Origin of the sequence: Planobispora rosea (assembly GCF_014648175.1) — a bacterium.
GTDB classification, from domain to species: Bacteria; Actinomycetota; Actinomycetes; order Streptosporangiales; family Streptosporangiaceae; genus Planobispora; species Planobispora rosea.
Genome location: NZ_BMQP01000010.1, coordinates 194,689 through 209,708, shown reverse-complemented (window position 1 = coordinate 209,708; position 15,020 = coordinate 194,689). Strand labels below are relative to the sequence as shown.

The 15,020-nt window shown below is 70.8% G+C and carries 15 protein-coding genes; 11 read left to right on the top strand and 4 right to left on the bottom strand.

Translation table 11 applies throughout. The features are described 5' to 3' along the window. Positions 1 to 134: 134 nt before the first annotated feature. The 3 genes from IEZ08_RS12985 (at position 135) to IEZ08_RS12975 (ending at position 2,745) form a co-directional block, all read left to right on the top strand. On the top strand, positions 135 to 563 hold the full coding sequence (locus IEZ08_RS12985; RefSeq protein WP_068927196.1) for a DUF4307 domain-containing protein: 429 nt from the start codon (positions 135 to 137) through the stop codon (positions 561 to 563). Positions 564 to 666: 103 nt separating this feature from the next. Beyond that, complete coding sequence (greA, locus tag IEZ08_RS12980; RefSeq protein ID WP_068927194.1) at positions 667 to 1,170, top strand: transcription elongation factor GreA; 504 nt, start codon at positions 667 to 669, stop codon at positions 1,168 to 1,170. 249 nt (positions 1,171 to 1,419) lie between these two features. Beyond that, positions 1,420 to 2,745 carry a C40 family peptidase gene (locus IEZ08_RS12975; RefSeq protein ID WP_229803079.1) on the top strand — a complete coding sequence of 442 codons (1,326 nt, stop codon included), beginning with the start codon at positions 1,420 to 1,422 and terminating at the stop codon, positions 2,743 to 2,745. Positions 2,746 to 2,816: 71 nt separating this feature from the next. On the opposite strand, the gene IEZ08_RS12970 is transcribed toward IEZ08_RS12975, so the two are convergent. Then, positions 2,817 to 3,416 carry an acyl-CoA-like ligand-binding transcription factor gene (locus IEZ08_RS12970; RefSeq protein ID WP_068927190.1) on the bottom strand — a complete coding sequence of 200 codons (600 nt, stop codon included), beginning with the start codon at positions 3,414 to 3,416 and terminating at the stop codon, positions 2,817 to 2,819. A 102-nt stretch (positions 3,417 to 3,518) separates the two neighbouring features. Between IEZ08_RS12970 and abmR the strand changes: the two genes are divergently transcribed. The 7 genes from abmR (at position 3,519) to phoH2 (ending at position 11,153) form a co-directional block, all read left to right on the top strand. Then, entirely contained in the window at positions 3,519 to 4,046 is a 528-nt protein-coding gene (gene abmR, locus IEZ08_RS12965) for an ATP-binding transcription factor AbmR (protein ID WP_068927188.1), read from the top strand. A gap of 292 nt (positions 4,047 to 4,338) precedes the next feature. Beyond that, positions 4,339 to 6,138, top strand: a complete 1,800-nt coding sequence (locus IEZ08_RS12960; protein WP_068927186.1) for a phosphoenolpyruvate carboxykinase (GTP) — start codon at positions 4,339 to 4,341, stop codon at positions 6,136 to 6,138. Between the two features lie 237 nt (positions 6,139 to 6,375). Then, complete coding sequence (locus IEZ08_RS12955; protein WP_068927184.1) at positions 6,376 to 7,350, top strand: TIGR04222 domain-containing membrane protein; 975 nt, start codon at positions 6,376 to 6,378, stop codon at positions 7,348 to 7,350. 40 nt (positions 7,351 to 7,390) lie between these two features. Then, the gene (locus tag IEZ08_RS12950) at positions 7,391 to 8,197 is read left to right on the top strand and encodes an MbnB/TglH/ChrH family RiPP precursor modification enzyme (RefSeq protein WP_189242199.1); all 807 of its coding nucleotides are present in this window, start codon (positions 7,391 to 7,393) and stop codon (positions 8,195 to 8,197) included. Continuing rightward, entirely contained in the window at positions 8,190 to 8,636 is a 447-nt protein-coding gene (locus tag IEZ08_RS12945; protein WP_068927180.1) for an SCO6045 C-terminal-like domain-containing protein, read from the top strand. Before IEZ08_RS12950 ends, IEZ08_RS12945 begins: the two co-directional genes overlap by 8 nt. Before the next feature lie 186 nt (positions 8,637 to 8,822). Continuing rightward, a complete protein-coding gene (locus tag IEZ08_RS12940; RefSeq protein ID WP_068927178.1) occupies positions 8,823 to 9,590 on the top strand; it encodes an isoprenyl transferase in 768 nt (255 codons plus the stop codon). A 240-nt stretch (positions 9,591 to 9,830) separates the two neighbouring features. Continuing rightward, positions 9,831 to 11,153: an RNA 5'-3' helicase PhoH2 gene (phoH2, locus tag IEZ08_RS12935; protein ID WP_068927176.1), complete on the top strand. Its 1,323-nt coding sequence runs from the start codon at positions 9,831 to 9,833 to the stop codon at positions 11,151 to 11,153. 19 nt (positions 11,154 to 11,172) lie between these two features. Here phoH2 and IEZ08_RS12930 read toward each other — a convergent pair whose 3' ends face one another. From IEZ08_RS12930 to IEZ08_RS12920, 3 genes are all read right to left on the bottom strand, one after another. Next, positions 11,173 to 11,718, bottom strand: a complete 546-nt coding sequence (locus tag IEZ08_RS12930; RefSeq protein ID WP_068927174.1) for a hypothetical protein — start codon at positions 11,716 to 11,718, stop codon at positions 11,173 to 11,175. Then, on the bottom strand, positions 11,715 to 13,121 hold the full coding sequence (locus IEZ08_RS12925; protein WP_068927172.1) for an ATP-binding protein: 1,407 nt from the start codon (positions 13,119 to 13,121) through the stop codon (positions 11,715 to 11,717). The genes IEZ08_RS12930 and IEZ08_RS12925 overlap by 4 nt, the downstream gene beginning before the upstream one ends. Positions 13,122 to 13,193: 72 nt before the next feature. Then, positions 13,194 to 13,868, bottom strand: a complete 675-nt coding sequence (locus IEZ08_RS12920) for a response regulator (protein WP_068927170.1) — start codon at positions 13,866 to 13,868, stop codon at positions 13,194 to 13,196. A 304-nt stretch (positions 13,869 to 14,172) separates the two neighbouring features. Here IEZ08_RS12920 and IEZ08_RS39520 point away from each other — a divergent pair, with 304 nt between their 5' ends. After that, positions 14,173 to 14,958: an aggregation-promoting factor C-terminal-like domain-containing protein gene (locus tag IEZ08_RS39520; RefSeq protein ID WP_229803078.1), complete on the top strand. Its 786-nt coding sequence runs from the start codon at positions 14,173 to 14,175 to the stop codon at positions 14,956 to 14,958. The last annotated feature ends 62 nt before the right edge of the window (positions 14,959 to 15,020 follow it).

Genomic DNA, 15,020 nt, shown 5'->3' with positions numbered 1-15,020 from the left:
CGGTAGCTCCGCTCCCTGGTTGGTGTGGATCACTCCAGGAAGAGGTTAGTTTCTCTAAGGCGGTGACGGGGGCGAGGCCCCCGCGCGGGACAATTGTCTCGGATAACGCCGGAGAAGTGCAGGGAGATTCCGCCATGGCCACCAGTGAGGCCGAGCAGGGCCGATTCGAGGGTCCCGTGCTCGGCACCCCCGGTGATTTCCCCGACCGCCCGCAGCGCAGGGGGCGCTTCGTGGTCCACGGCGTGATCGCGATCCTCTGCGCGGTGCTGGCCGGCGGCTGGGGCTACATCATGTGGGCGGCCAAAGGCGACACCGAGGTCATCAGCCAGGTCGTGGCCTTCGACCTCGCCCGGCCCGACCACGTCCAGATCACCTTCGAGGTCGTCAAGTCCGCCGACCGCGCGGCCCGTTGCCGGCTGCACGCCATGGACGTCAACCACATCGAAGTCGGAGGCCGCGATGTGGATATTCCGGCTGGTGAGGGATATGTCCGGCTAACCGAACGGATAGAGACCAGTGCCCAGGCCACTTCCAGCGACGTGGAGTACTGCTATCTCGTATAGTGAGACATTTGGGGAAGCGTTCGAGCCGTTAACTTGCTAGCCTGTCGAGATTCGACCGTCCGCTACCCAGCACGAAGCCCCACAGAGGAAGCAAGGAGAACCCGTGGCCGACTCCCAGAACGAGAGCGTCACCTGGCTCACTCAGGAGGCGTACGACCGCCTGAAGGCGGAGTTCGAATACCTCTCGGGGCCGGGGCGCGTGGACATCGCGAAGAAGATCGAGGCGGCCCGCGAGGAGGGCGACCTCCGGGAGAACGGCGGCTACCACGCCGCCAAGGACGAGCAGGGCAAGATGGAGGCCCGCATCTTCCACCTCCGCCAGATCCTCGACACGGCCAAGGTCGGAGAGGCGCCGCGCACCGAGGGCGTCGTCGGGCCCGGCATGACCGTCACCGTCCGTTTCGAGGGTGACGAGGAGGAGGTCGCGTTCCTGCTGGCCTCCCGGGAGGAGAGCGGCGCGCCGATCGACGTCTACTCGCCGAAGTCCCCGCTGGGCGCGGCCATCAACGGCAAGAAGGTGGGCGAGAAGGCCACCTACACGATGCCGAACGGCCGCTCCAACACCGTGGAGATCCTTGAGGCGGTGCCGTACAACGGGGGTAACTGACCCACCCGGCGCGCACACGCGTCGTGCCCCGCGAGACGGAAACAGATGATCCGCTGGGACTGTGTCCCGGCGGATCGCCGTGTCTCCGGGGTCTCTCCGTAGTGTTCTCCGGGCCTCTTCGTAGTGTCACGAGTGGACCGCTTTTCGGTGGGTTCGCATGCGCCCGGGGGCGATGTACGGCAAGCTCCGATGTACGGCGGCCCCGTGGTGCGGGATTCCTCACGGCCCACGGGCGGAAGGGGGACTGAGGTGTTCGATCGGCGGGCGCGCGGCCCCGGTCTGATCCGCCAGATCCGCCAGGACTTCGCCTACCGGCCCCGGATCCGGTACGGCCACCGCTCCACCCGTATGGCGGCCCGGGCGGTCCCGGTCATCGCCGTCCTTCTCGTCGCGGTCCTCGCCGCCGACCTGATGGTCCTGGCCCAGCTGCCGCCGGAGCAGGACCGGGGGAGCCGGGAGAACCGGGAGAACGTCGCCCTGACCAGGCCCGCGACCGGAGAGCCGAGGACAGGAGAGCCGAGGACAGGAGAGCCGGGGGCGGGGAGCGACGCGGCGGGGGAGCCCGTCCGGCCGCCGGTCCAGGCGTCCGCCGAGCCGGCCCCGCAGCCCGTCGCGCCGCTGACCGTGATCCGTAAACCGCACCTCTTCGTGGTCGCGCACCGGCCGCTGAGCTCGGCCGCGGTGGCGAAGGTCGCCCGGGTCGCCGGGGTCCGCGCGATCGAGCGCGCCGACGCGGCCGAGGTGGTCCTGGACGGCAAGCGGGTGCAGACGCTGGGGGTCGACCCCTCCACGTTCCGCGCCTACACCCCCCGGCCCACCGCGACCTCCGACAGGCTCTGGAACAGCCTGGCGAGCGGAGAGATCGCGGTCTCCTTCGTCCTCGGCAACGACGGGGGGATGACGCTGGGCAAGACCGTCACCGCCCCCGGGCACGCCCTGCGGGTGGGCGCCTACGCGACGATGGGCATGGGCGCGATCGACGCCGTGGTCTCCCGCACGACCGCGCGCGCCCTCGGGATCCCCGAGGACAACGCGCTGGTGATCAGCGCCCCGGGGGCCGACACGGCCAGGCTCCGTGCCGCCCTGCTGAAGGTCCTGCCCAGGGGCAGCCAGGTCGCCACGGTCAACCCGGTCTTCGCGCCGTCCCCGCGCAAGGTCTGGCCGGTGGAGGCGTTCATGACCGCCGACCAGGTGCGGGCCGCGCTCACGGCGGCGATCGGCAAGCTCGGCCGCCCGTACGTGTGGGGCGCCGAGGGACCGGACACCTTCGACTGCTCGGGCCTGGTGCAGTGGGCCTACGCCCAGGCGGGCGTCAGGGTGCCCCGCGTGACGCACCAGCAGTTCGTGTCGGGCCCGCAGATCCCCCTCGACCAGGCCCAGCCGGGTGACCTGCTGTTCTGGCGCCACGACCCGACCAACCCCGGTTACGTCTCCCATGTGGCGATCTACTGGGGCGGCGGGAAGATGCTGCACGCCCCGCGGACCGGCGACGTGGTCAAGCTCGTCCCCGTCACCACGAAGAACTTCGCCGGAGCCGTCCGGATCAGCCCCCAGATCGCCGCCCGGGTGCGGTAGCCCGGCGTCGCCGGCCGGCGTCGGCGGAAGCCGGCGGGATTCGGGGGCCCGACCGTCAGGGGCGCGGGCCGTCAGGGGCGCAGACCGGACTCCAGGAGGGCGAGGGCCTCGTCGGCCACGTCGGCCAGGCGCCGGGCGCCGCCGCCGGCCACCCAGGAGAACAGCGCCGGGACCAGGGCGCCGACGACGGCTCCGGCGACCGTGCGGCCGAGCGGGTCCGCCGCGTCCCGGCCCAGGCGTCCGGCGACGCCCGCGGCGAGCATGTCGATGGTGCCGATGAGGGTGTCGACGGTCCTGGCGCGCAGCGCGGGATGGCCGAGCTGGAGCTCGGCGCGGGCGAGGATCCTCCGTTCCTCCTCCGCGGAGATCCGCCCGAACGCCCCGCGCATCGTGGCGCGCAGCGCCGGCACCGGTTCCAGGTCCGCGGGCTGGGCGGCCAGCAGGGCCGTCACGAGCGCGTCGTAGTCGTCCGGGAGGACCACGTCCTCCTTGGCGGGGAAGTAGCGGAAGAACGTGCTGGGCGAGATCTCGGCGGCCTCGGCGATCTGCTCCACCGTCGTCGCCTCGTAGCCCTGCTCGGCGAACAGGCGCAGGGCGTGTTCCTGGATCGTCCGCCGGGTTCTGGCCTTCTTGCGTTCACGCAGCCCCTCGGCGTGCGGTGGAGAGTCCATCTGCAGATTGTCGCCCCTCTCCGGCGCGTCTCCGATGCGGAACTGACATCTGTCCTCGGAGCAACCTGGTCCGGTGAGTCAAGGAGTTGTAATCTTCATTACATGGAAAATGAAGAAGCACGTGAGAAACTCCGTGGCTGGTTCTCCGGCCGGCTGCCCGAGGAGTGGTTCGAAGGCCCGCCGGAGATCGTGCTCGACCGTGAGGAGATCTCGGTGATCGGCACGCTCCGGCCGCCGGCCTCGGCGCAGGACGCCTCGGAGGTGGAGCGGGCCGCCGCCGTGGAGGGCGGGGTGCAGCGCTTCCGCGAGGAGACCCGGGAACGGCGCATCGAGATCGCCCGGGAGGCGGAGCACCGCTTCCGGCGGAAGGTGTCCTGGGGGGTGCGGGTGGGTGACCGGACGGTGATGTTCACCACACTGTCGGTTCCCGTTATGACGAGGTTGCGGCAGCAGGAGCGCCGGGTGCTGGACACTCTGGTGGCCGCCGGGGTGGCCCGCAGCCGCAGCGACGCGCTCGCCTGGTGCGTGCGCCTGGTGGGCGCCCACACCGACACCTGGCTGGCCGACCTGCGCGACGCGCTGCAGCAGGTCGACCGGGTCCGCGCCTCCGGGCCCGACCTGAGTTCCTGACGCTGGACAGGGGAAACCGGCGAGAAATTGGTCTGAACCACTTTGAATAATGGTTTAGACCTCCGTCATTGGCCTATACCACTGCCGGAAACGCTTTCTTTAAACTCCTCTCCTCTGGGTAGGTCTCTCCGAACACCACGGTCTCTGCCAGGGCATACGCCCGATGACAGGGTGCGGACCGGGGTCGTTACGACGCCCGGCCGGACGCATTCACTGGTCTACGCCAATTGGATTAAGTCCGGTTTCGTCGTCAATGATGATTTGGCCCTGAGAAGCGTGAGGAGCTGCCACAGTGACCGCAACCGTTGACGTATCCACCTCCACCCCGACCACCCACGAGGGACTCGCGGCATGGGTCAGGGAGATCGCCGAGCTCACCCGGCCCGACAGGATCGAATGGTGCGACGGCTCCGAGGCCGAGTGGACGCGCCTGACGAACCTGCTGGTCGAGCAGGGCACCTTCAAACGGCTGAGCAAGCGGCAGAACAGCTTCTACGCCGCCTCCGACCCGAGCGACGTCGCCCGCGTCGAGGACCGCACCTACATCTGCTCCGAGAAGGAGGAGGACGCGGGCCCGACCAACAACTGGATCGCCCCCGCCGAGATGCGCGCGACCTTCGCCGAGATCTTCGCCGGGTCCATGCGCGGGCGGACCATGTACGTCGTCCCGTTCTGCATGGGCCCGCTCGGCGGTGAGATCTCCCAGCTCGGCGTCGAGATCACCGACTCGCCGTACGTGGCCGTGTCGATGCGGATCATGACCAGGATGGGCGAGAGCGCCCTGCGGCTCATCGAGGAGCGCGGCGACTTCGTCAAGGCCGTGCACTCGGTCGGCGCCCCGCTGGAGCCCGGTCAGGCCGACGTGCCCTGGCCGTGCAACCCGACCAAGTACATCAGCCACTTCCCCGAGACCCGCGAGATCTGGTCGTACGGCTCCGGCTACGGCGGCAACGCCCTGCTCGGCAAGAAGTGCTACGCGCTGCGCATCGCCAGCACCATGGCCCGCGACGAGGGCTGGCTGGCCGAGCACATGCTCATCCTCAAGCTCACCCCGCCGAGCGGGGAGACCCGCTACGTCGCGGCGGCCTTCCCGTCGGCGTGCGGCAAGACCAACCTGGCCATGCTCCAGCCGACCATCCCCGGCTGGAAGGTCGAGACGATCGGCGACGACATCGCCTGGATGCGCTTCGGCGAGGACGGCCGCCTGTACGCCATCAACCCCGAGGCCGGCTTCTTCGGCGTCGCGCCCGGCACCGGCGAGTCCACCAACGCCAACGCGATCAGGACGCTCTGGGGCAACAGCGTCTTCACCAACGTCGCCCTCACCGACGACGGCGACGTGTGGTGGGAGGGCCTCACCGAGGAGCCCCCGGCGCACCTGACCGACTGGAAGGGCCGCGACTGGACCCCGGGCAGCGACGAGCCCGCCGCCCACCCCAACGCCCGCTTCGCGGTGCCCGCCGGGCAGTGCCCGACGATCGCCCCCGAGTGGCAGGACCCCAAGGGCGTGCCGATCTCCGCGATCCTCTTCGGCGGCCGCCGCGCCACCGCGGTCCCGCTCGTCACCGAGGCGCTGAGCTGGAACCACGGCGTCTTCATCGGGGCGAACATCGCCTCGGAGAAGACCGCCGCCGCCGAGGGCACGGTCGGCGAGCTGCGCCGCGACCCCTTCGCGATGCTCCCGTTCTGCGGCTACAACATGGGCGACTACTTCGCCCACTGGATCAAGATCGGTCAGCGCGAGGGCGCGAAGCTGCCGCGCGTCTACTACGTGAACTGGTTCCGCAAGAACGCCGACGGGAAGTTCATCTGGCCCGGCTTCGGTGAGAACAGCCGCGTCCTCAAGTGGATCGTGGAGCGTCTCAACGGCGAGGCGGAGGCCGTCCGGACGCCGATCGGCCTGCTCCCGGCCGAGCTGGACACCGACGGCCTCGACATGCCCGCCGAGGACCTGAAGACCCTGCTCAGCGTGGACACCGAGGTCTGGAAGGAGGAGGCGGCGCTGATCCCGGCCTTCTTCGAGACCTTCGGCGACCACCTCCCCAAGGAGCTCTGGGACGAGTACAACGCCCTGGTCGACCGCCTGGGCTGACGGCCGTACCGGGACCCCGTCCTCGCACCGCGCGAGGGCGGGGTCCCGGCGTCTCCAGGGTCTTTACGCTGATACAAGCTGATAAAGGCTGGTCCGTGGCGGTTCAAGGTGGCGTCCCGGCTGCGTACCCTGGTCGCGGGCCTTGTTGGACCGTGACACAGGTCGCAACTTCCGTGCCCTCCCGTACGTCTATCTGGCGAAGGGGGCACGGGCCCCCGGCGTTCCCCGGAGGTGGGCATGGACATCGTCCTGGTCGTCATCGCGGTGATCCTCCTCGTGGTGGTCACCACCACGGCGACGGCTGTGAGCACCGAGTACCGCAGGGTCCGCAACGCCGCCGCCGGCCATCGCGGCGGCCCGCTCAGCCCCTACGAGCTGGCCTATCTGGCCGGCGGGCCGCTCCGTACGATCAACACCGCGCTCGGCATGCTGGCCAGGGGCGGCGGCATCCGGGTCGCCCGGGGCGGCCAGCTCTCCCTCATCGCCGGGGCGCCGCCGTCCCCGGACCCGATCGAGCAGGCCGTCCTCGACGCCCTCGCCGCCCGCTCGGGCACCTGCCCGGCCGGGGAGCTGCGCCGTACGGTGGCCGACAGCGCGGCCATGAACGGCCTGCGCTACCGCCTGCTCAGCATGGGCCTGCTGGTGCCCGACGGGGCCCTGGCCGGGGCGCAGAACCGGCTGAGCCGGTTGCTGACCGTCTCGGTGCTCGCGGTGCTCTTCACCGTCGGCACGCTCGTCATCGGGCTGTCCAGCGGCCTGGCCGTCGTCGCGATGCTGGGCGGCGCCCTCTCTGCGCTGATCGGGCTGCTCTCCTACCGCAGGCAGAAGCGGGCCCTGCGCGACGCGCTCAGCAAGGCCGGGCACGACGTGCTCAACTCCGCCCGGCTCGTCCACGTCCGCGGAGCCCGTCCCGTCACCGGCGACCTGGCCTTCGCCGTGGGCGCGCCCGTCGCCCTGTACGGCCTCGGCGAGCTCGGCGACCCGGCCCTGTCCGCGGAACTGGAGCGCCGCGACCAGGCCACCAGCTCGGTGGGCGGCTCCTGCGGCGGCGGATCGGGCGGTTCCGGCGACGGTCTCTCCTACGGCAGCGGGGACTTCGGCTCCGGCGGCTGGGGCGGCGACTCCGGCGGCGGTTCGGGCGGTGACTCGGGCGGTGGCGGATCGAGCTGCGGCGGCGGTGGTGGCTGCGGCGGAGGGTGCGGCGGCGGATGACCGGACAGGCGGGGGTGGAGCGAGCTGCGGGGGAGGCGGGGTGACTGAACGCCTGGGCGTCGGCATCGGCTGGCGGCCGGAGATCGACCTCACCGTGGAGCGGCTGCCCGACATCGGGTTCGTCGAGGTCATCGCGGAGAACATCCGTCCCGACCGGCTCCCGGAGTCGCTGCGGGTGCTGCGCGCACGCGGCGTGCCGGTGATCCCGCACGGGGTCGGCCTGGGGGTGGGCGGCGCGGAGCCGCCGGACCCGGCCCGGCTGGCGCACCTGGCGGCGTGCGCCGGGGCGCTGGGCGCGCCGCTGGTCAGCGAGCACCTGGCCTTCGTCCGCGCGGGCGGGCTGGAGGCCGGTCACCTGCTCCCCGTGCCGCGCACCCGCCAGGCGCTCGGAGTGGTGATCGAGAACGTACGGCGGGCGCAGGACGCGCTCGACGTCCCGCTGGCCCTGGAGAACGTGGCGGCGCTGTTCGGCTGGCCCGAGGACGAGATGACGGAGGCGCAGTTCCTCGGTGAGCTGGTCGCCGCGACCGGGGTGAAGCTCCTGATCGACGTGGCCAACCTCTACACCAACCAGGTCAACCTGGGTCTGTCCGCCGTCGAGGCGCTGGACGGCCTGCCGCTGTCGGAGCTGGCCTACGTCCACGTCGCCGGCGGCCACTCGCACGGCGGCGTCTGGCACGACACCCACACCGCCCGCGTCCCCGACGATGTCCTCGACATCCTGTCGGAGCTGTGCGCCCGGGTGGACCCGCCCGGCGTGCTGCTGGAATGGGACGACGACTATCCCAGCGACGAGGCGCTGGAGACCGAGCTGGGCCGGATCCGCGGGGCGATGGCGCGTGTCTGAAAACGGTCCGCAGCCCGCCTCCGGCTCCTCTCCCGGCCCCCCGCCCGATCCCGGAGCGCGGGACGCGCTGGCCAGGGCGCAGGCCGAGCTGCTGGCCGCCCTGGTGGCGGGCGGGGAGACGCCCGCCGGGTTCGACGGGGAACGGCTGCGGATCCAGGCCTCCAGCCTGATCGCCAAACGGCGGGGTCAGGTGGCCCGGCTCCGGCCCGACCTGGTCAGGGCCCTCGGCGGTGACTTCGCGGCCGAGTTCGCCGCCTATGCCAGGGGCCGGCCCAAGCCGCCCGGGGGATCCCGGGCCGACGCGCGGGACTTCGCCGAGGCGCTCAGGGCGGCGGGGCGGATCGCCGGAGACCCGGCTCTCGACCCGGCTCCCGAGCCGGTCCCGGTCCCGGAGCCGGTCCCGCGGCCCCGGTGGTGGGTCCGCCTCCGAGGGCGGTGACCGGCTCGTGCCGGGTGTGACCGGGCGGGCAGAGCCGTGCGGCCGGGGAGGTCGGGCGAGGGAATAGCCGGACCGAAAAGTCCGTCTTCTCCGGAAGAATCCCCAGAGGGGGCCGAGGGGTCCGCCGGGCGGCGATAATTGCCTGTCAGCGCCCTCGACGGCGGGCGTTGAGGGGAGGGACTCCACATGGGCGTGCGTGATCTCGTCTACCGGCTGTACGAACGGCGGCTTGAGGCGAAGCTGTCCCGGGAGCGGGACATGGTCCCCCGTCACGTCGGTGTGATCGTCGACGGCAACCGCCGCTGGGCCCGGGCCATGGGCATCGAGGACGTCAGCCGGGGCCACCGCAAGGGCGCCGACAAGATCTCCGAACTCGTCTGCTGGTGCCGGGAGGCGGGCGTCGAGGTCGTCACGGTCTGGCTGCTGTCCAGCGACAACATCAACCGCTCCAAGGACGAGCTCGAACCCCTCATGAAGATCATTGAGGACGTGGTCCAGGAGCTCGTGGACGCCGGCTGGCACATCAAGCCGATGGGGGCACTCGATCTTCTGCCGGATCACACGGCACATGTCCTGAAAAATGCAAAAGAAGCCACAGCGCACCGTCCCGGTTTGATTGTGAACGTTGCGGTTGGGTATGGAGGAAGGCGTGAGATCGCTGATGCGGTGCGCTCCCTCCTCCTGGAGCACGCCAGCAAGGGGGCGACCATCGAGGACCTGGTCGAGGTCCTCGATGTGGAGCACATCGCGGAGCATCTCTACACGCGCGGCCAGCCCGACCCGGATCTCGTCATCCGGACCTCGGGGGAGCAGCGGCTGTCCGGCTTCCTGCTCTGGCAGAGCGCCCACTCCGAGTTCTACTTCTGCGAGGCCTACTGGCCTGACTTCCGCAGGGTCGACTTTCTGCGGGCGCTCCGCTCGTACGCCGCGCGGCACCGTCGGTACGGCACCTGAAACGCAACGTGAACACCCCCTTTCGGTCAGGCTTATCCCATTGGAATGGGGGAATTCAGGACGTACCGTAAGAGGTAGGCGGATAAACCCCGCCTACTCCGGAGAGGGCCCGCCTTTGCGTCACGACCCGCGAAGAAGGGCCGGTCTCCGGTCCCTGCTCGGCGCGTCGCGAGCGTGGGCCCGGGTCCGGTCCGCATCCCAGCTCATGGCAGGGCGCCCACGGCGCCCGGGGGAGAACGCGTGGCACACCCTTCGTCCTCATCCACGTCGTCGGTCGCCGGTCGGCGTACGTACGTCCTGGACACCTCGGTCCTCCTGGCGGATCCCGCGGCCATAAGCCGCTTCGCCGAGCACGAGGTCGTCCTCCCGATCGTCGTCATCACCGAGCTGGAGGCCAAGCGGCACCACCCCGAGCTCGGCTACTTCGCGCGCAAGGCGCTGCGGCACCTCGACGACCTGAGGGTGACACACGGACGTCTGGACGAGCCCATGCCGATCGGCGACGGCACCGTCAGGGTCGAGCTCAACCACAGCGACCCGTCCATCCTGCCCGCCGGCTTCCGGCTCGGCGACAACGACACCCGCATCCTGACCGTCGCGCGCTCCCTGGCCGCGGAGGGACTCGACGTGGTTCTCGTGTCCAAGGACCTCCCGATGCGGATCAAGGCCGCGTCCATCGGGCTCGCCGCGGAGGAGTACCGGGCCGAGCTCGTCGTGGAGTCCGGCTGGACCGGGATGGACGAGCTCCAGGTGCCCGACGAGGACATCGAGACGCTCTTCGACCGCGGCAGCGTGGAACTGGCCGAGGCGCGCGACCTGCCGACCCACACCGGCCTGCGGCTGCTGTCCAGCCGGGGGTCGGCGCTGGGCCGCGTGATGCCGGACAAGTCCGTGCGGCTGGTCCGCGGCGACCGCGAGGTGTTCGGCCTGCACGGCCGCTCCGCCGAGCAGCGCATCGCCCTGGACCTCCTGATGGACCCCGAGGTCGGCATCGTCTCGATGGGCGGCCGGGCCGGCACCGGCAAGTCCGCGCTCGCGCTCTGCGCCGGTCTGGAGGCGGTGCTGGAGCGCCGCCAGCACCGCAAGGTCATCGTCTTCCGCCCGCTGTACGCCGTGGGCGGTCAGGAACTCGGCTACCTGCCCGGCACCGAGAACGAGAAGATGGGCCCCTGGGCCCAGGCCGTCTACGACACCCTGGGCGCCATCACCACGCCCGAGGTGATCGAGGAGGTCATCGACCGGGGCATGCTGGAGGTGCTCCCGCTCACCCACATCCGGGGGCGCTCGCTCCACGACGCCTTCGTGATCGTCGATGAGGCCCAGTCGCTGGAGCGGGGGGTGCTGCTCACCGTGCTGAGCCGGATCGGCGCCAACTCCCGGGTCGTGCTCACCCACGACATCGCCCAGCGCGACAACCTGCGGGTGGGCCGGCACGACGGCGTGGTCGCGGTGGTGGAGAAGCTCAAGGGCCACCCGCTGTTCGCGCACGTCACGCTGACCCGCTCGGAGCGCTCGCCGATCGCCGCGCTGGTCACCGAGATGCTGGAGGACGTGACGATGTGACCCCGGGGCCGCCGGGGGATCACGGCGGGAGCCGTACTCCCTCGGCGGCCAGGTCGCGGAAGTCGAAGCAGTTGTGCTCGCCCAGCGACTCCGGAACCCCGGGGAAAAGCCGGGTGATCTCGACGCTCCAGATGCTCTCCTGCTTGTTCTGCCGGACCGTGCAGGTGATCTGGGCGAGGCCCAGCCGGGAGAGCCGGCCCTCGCCGGAGATGACCACGTTCAGCCGGTACCCCAGGTCCCCCGCCGGATCGTCCCGCTGGGAGACGTCGCTGTAGCGGGTGGTCTTGCTGTCGTAGTGGCTGAACCGGTTCAGCTCGCTCGTCAGCCCCGGTCTCGGCGGCTGCCGCCCGGCGCGGAACAGCGTGGTGACGATGTTCTTGGCGGAGTCGGAGATCACCGGGATCTGGACGGGCTCCAGCCGTCCGTCGCGGACCAGGTAGACGGTCACCCGTGCCGGGCTGTAGCTGATCACCGGAGGGCGTCCCCGGTCCATCACCTCGGTGGGCGTGACGCCGCACCCGGCGAGCAGGACGAGGGCGGCGAGCAGGCAGGCGATCCTTCTCATACCGGGGGGAGCCAGACCGTGAAGAGCGTGCCCGGCTCCTGCCGGCGCACCGAGATCGTGCCGCCGTGCAGCTGGGCGTTGGAGCGGGCGATGGACAGTCCGAGCCCGCTGCCGTCACCGCCGGTGCCGGCTTTGTAGAAGCGGTTGAACACGTGGGGCAGGTCCCCCGGGGGGATGCCCTTGCCGTGGTCGCGCACCTTCACCTCCAGACCGTGGGGCGTGACGCGGGCGGTCACGACGACGGGCGGCTCGCCGTGCCGCAGGGCGTTGCCGACCAGGTTGGCGAGGATGACGTCGAAGCGCCGGGGATCGAGGGTGAAGGCCAGCCCCCGCAGAGCCTTCACCTCCACCTTCTCCGACCATCCGCGCATCTCCAGGCAGTCCTGGATCGCGTCGGCGACGTTCACGGCCTCCAGGCTCAGGGTGGCCGTGCCCGAGTCGAACCGGCTCGCCTCGATGAGCTGCTCCACCATGGTGCGCAACCGCTCGATCTCGCGCAGCACCAGCCGTACGGCCGCGGCCGACTCCCGGGGCAGCCGGTCGGCCTCCTCCGACAACATGTCGGTCACCGCCGTCATCGCGGTCAGCGGAGTCCGCAGCTCGTGGGAGACGTCGGCCACGAACCGGCGGGACATCGCCTCCAGCGCCCGCAGCTCCGACACGCTGCGCTCCAGCGCGGCGGCGGTGTCGTTGAAGGTCGCGGTGAGCTCGGCCAGCTCGTCCTGGCCGTGGACGGGGAGCCGGGTGTCCAGGTGCCCGGCGCCGAGCGCCCTGGCGGCCGAGCCCAGCCGGCGGACCGGGAGCAGCACCCCCTGGGCCGAGACCAGCGCCACGGCGAGCGCGACGACCAGCATGATGGTCCCGGCGGTGGCCAGCGACCTGCGCATGCCGCTCAGGAGCTGTTCCTCCGCGTCGAGGGGGGCGAACACGAAGACGCTCATTCCGGTGGGCTGCGGCAGGTGGATGGGCTCGACCCGCCACACGGGGGTGCCGATCACCAGCCACATCCGGCCGTGCAGCCGCTCGCGCTTGGAGACCGTACGGTCGGCGGCCCGCGCCCGGAGGTCGGGGGGGACGTCGCCCATGGCGAAGTCGCCGTCGGGGTACAGATACTCCTCGTACCGGACCACCACGGCCCCGTTCTGCGGCCGCAGGCTCTTCTGCAGGACGGTGATCTCCATGTCGGTCGGCGGGCTGTCCCCCGGCCACAACGCGCCGATGGGCACCCGGGTGCCCTCCAGGGTGGCCCGCACGTCCGCCAGGGCGTCCTGTTCCGCGCGTTCCATCACCCGCTGCTTGACGAGCTCGTAACCGATCCCCGCGACCAGAGCCGAGGCCGCGACGGCGATCAGGGTGAAGGCGATGACCAGGCGCCCGCGCAGGCTGGCGTAGAGGCGCCTCATCGCGGCCTCACAGCGGCCTCACAGCGGCCTCACAGCGGCCTCACAGCGGCCTCGTCGCGGTCTCGCAGGGCTTCACGGCGGGCTGAAGCGGTAGCCGAACCCGCGCACCGTGTGGATGAACTCCGGCTCGGCCGGCACCGGCTCTATCTTGGCGCGGATCCGCTGCACGCAGGCGTCCACCAGCCGCGAGTCCGCGGCGTGGGTGTGGTCCCAGACGGCCCGCAGCAGGTATCTGCGGTTGAGCACCTGGCCGGGGTGGCGGACCAGCTCCAGCAGGAGCCGGAGCTCGGTGGGGGTCAGGTGGATCTCCCTGCCGGCCAGCGAGACCTTCAGCGCACCGCGGTCCACGACCAGGTCGCCGAAGGTGATGCGGTCGGAGACGACGGACTCCACCCGGCGCAGGACCGCGCGGATCCGGGCGTCCAGCACACGGGGTTCGACCGGCTTGACCACGTAGTCGTCGGCTCCGGCCTCCAGGCCCACGACCACGTCGAGGTCGTCCCCCCGGGCGGTGAGGAGGATCACCGGGAGCTGGTCCATCTTGCGGATCCGGCGGCAGACCTCGACCCCGTCGATTCCGGGCAGCATGACGTCGAGGATGGCGATCTCGGGCCGGCGGGAGCGGATATGGTCCAGCGCCTCTTCGCCCGTGGGGCAGGAGGTGACGGAGTGCCCCTGACGGGCCAGCGCCAGCTCAAGAGCGGTGCGGACCGAGGGATCGTCTTCAACGAGGAGAATGCCGGCCACCTGGTCATTATTCTTCTATCACCTCATAACACCCGCTATGTCATGAAAATGTGACACAGGGGCCACGCCGCCGTCACGGTGGTCGGAAAGCCTGGTGAAGGCTCTCCCCCGGAGGACAGGGGCCTGCGGGGGCAGGGTCCGTCGTGCTGTTGTGACGAAAATCACATTGCTCGGTCAAGTGTCGGAAAAGTCCTTTTAACCAGGGGATCAGTACTCCGTGTCGCACGCCATCACCCCTGGATGCCGACCTAATTCCCCGTTCCGGTTGCGAAGCACCCCCCGGTTCACGGCAAGCTCATAGGTCGTGAGTTCAGGATCGTCCCCCGAGCAGGGGAATTCCCCCTCCCGGGGGCGCAGGGCGTCCAGCTCCCGCCGTGCCGGCAGGAGACCCGCCGCCACCGGGAAGCCCCCCGCGGCAGAGGCGCCGCCCGCGGTCAAGAAGCGGGGCCGGCTGTCTCCCAAGCGTGCCGCCGTTCTCGGCCTGACGGCGGCGGTCGTCGTCGGGGGCGGCGGGTTCACCGTCTACACCGCCGTCCAGAACGCCTCGGCGGCGACCGAGACCACGCTCACCCTCCGTGATGTGGCGAAGGTGTTCGGCGGCGGCGGCGACCCCTTCGGCCCCGACCCCGAGGCCGACGCGCTCAAGGCCCAGGCGGTCCAGGCGTTCAAGGCCGACGAGCTCAAGCGCAAGCGTGAGGGGCGCGATCCCCTCGACCCCATCAAGATCGTCAAAGAGGCGCCCGGCGGGGGTGGGTTCGACCCGACGCAGTTCCCGCCCGGAAGCGCCAACCCGACCGGGAACAAGGCGCTGGGCAAGCAGATGCTGGAGGCGCGCGGCTGGGCCGACCAGTGGGGCTGCCTGGAGAAGCTCTGGATGAAGGAGAGCGGCTGGAACGAGCGGGCGATGAACCGCTCCAGCGGCGCCTACGGCATCCCGCAGTCGCTGCCCGGCCACAAGATGGCCAGCGCGGGCTCCGACTGGCAGACCAACCCGGCCACCCAGATCGAATGGGGCCTGAACTACATCAAGGGCCGCTACGGCTCGCCCTGCGGCGCGTGGGCTCACTCCCAGGCCAAGGGCTGGTACTGAGGACTCCCGGAGAACCTCTGGAAATCCCCTGAAAAGACTATAGACCGGCTGGTCAAGCCGGT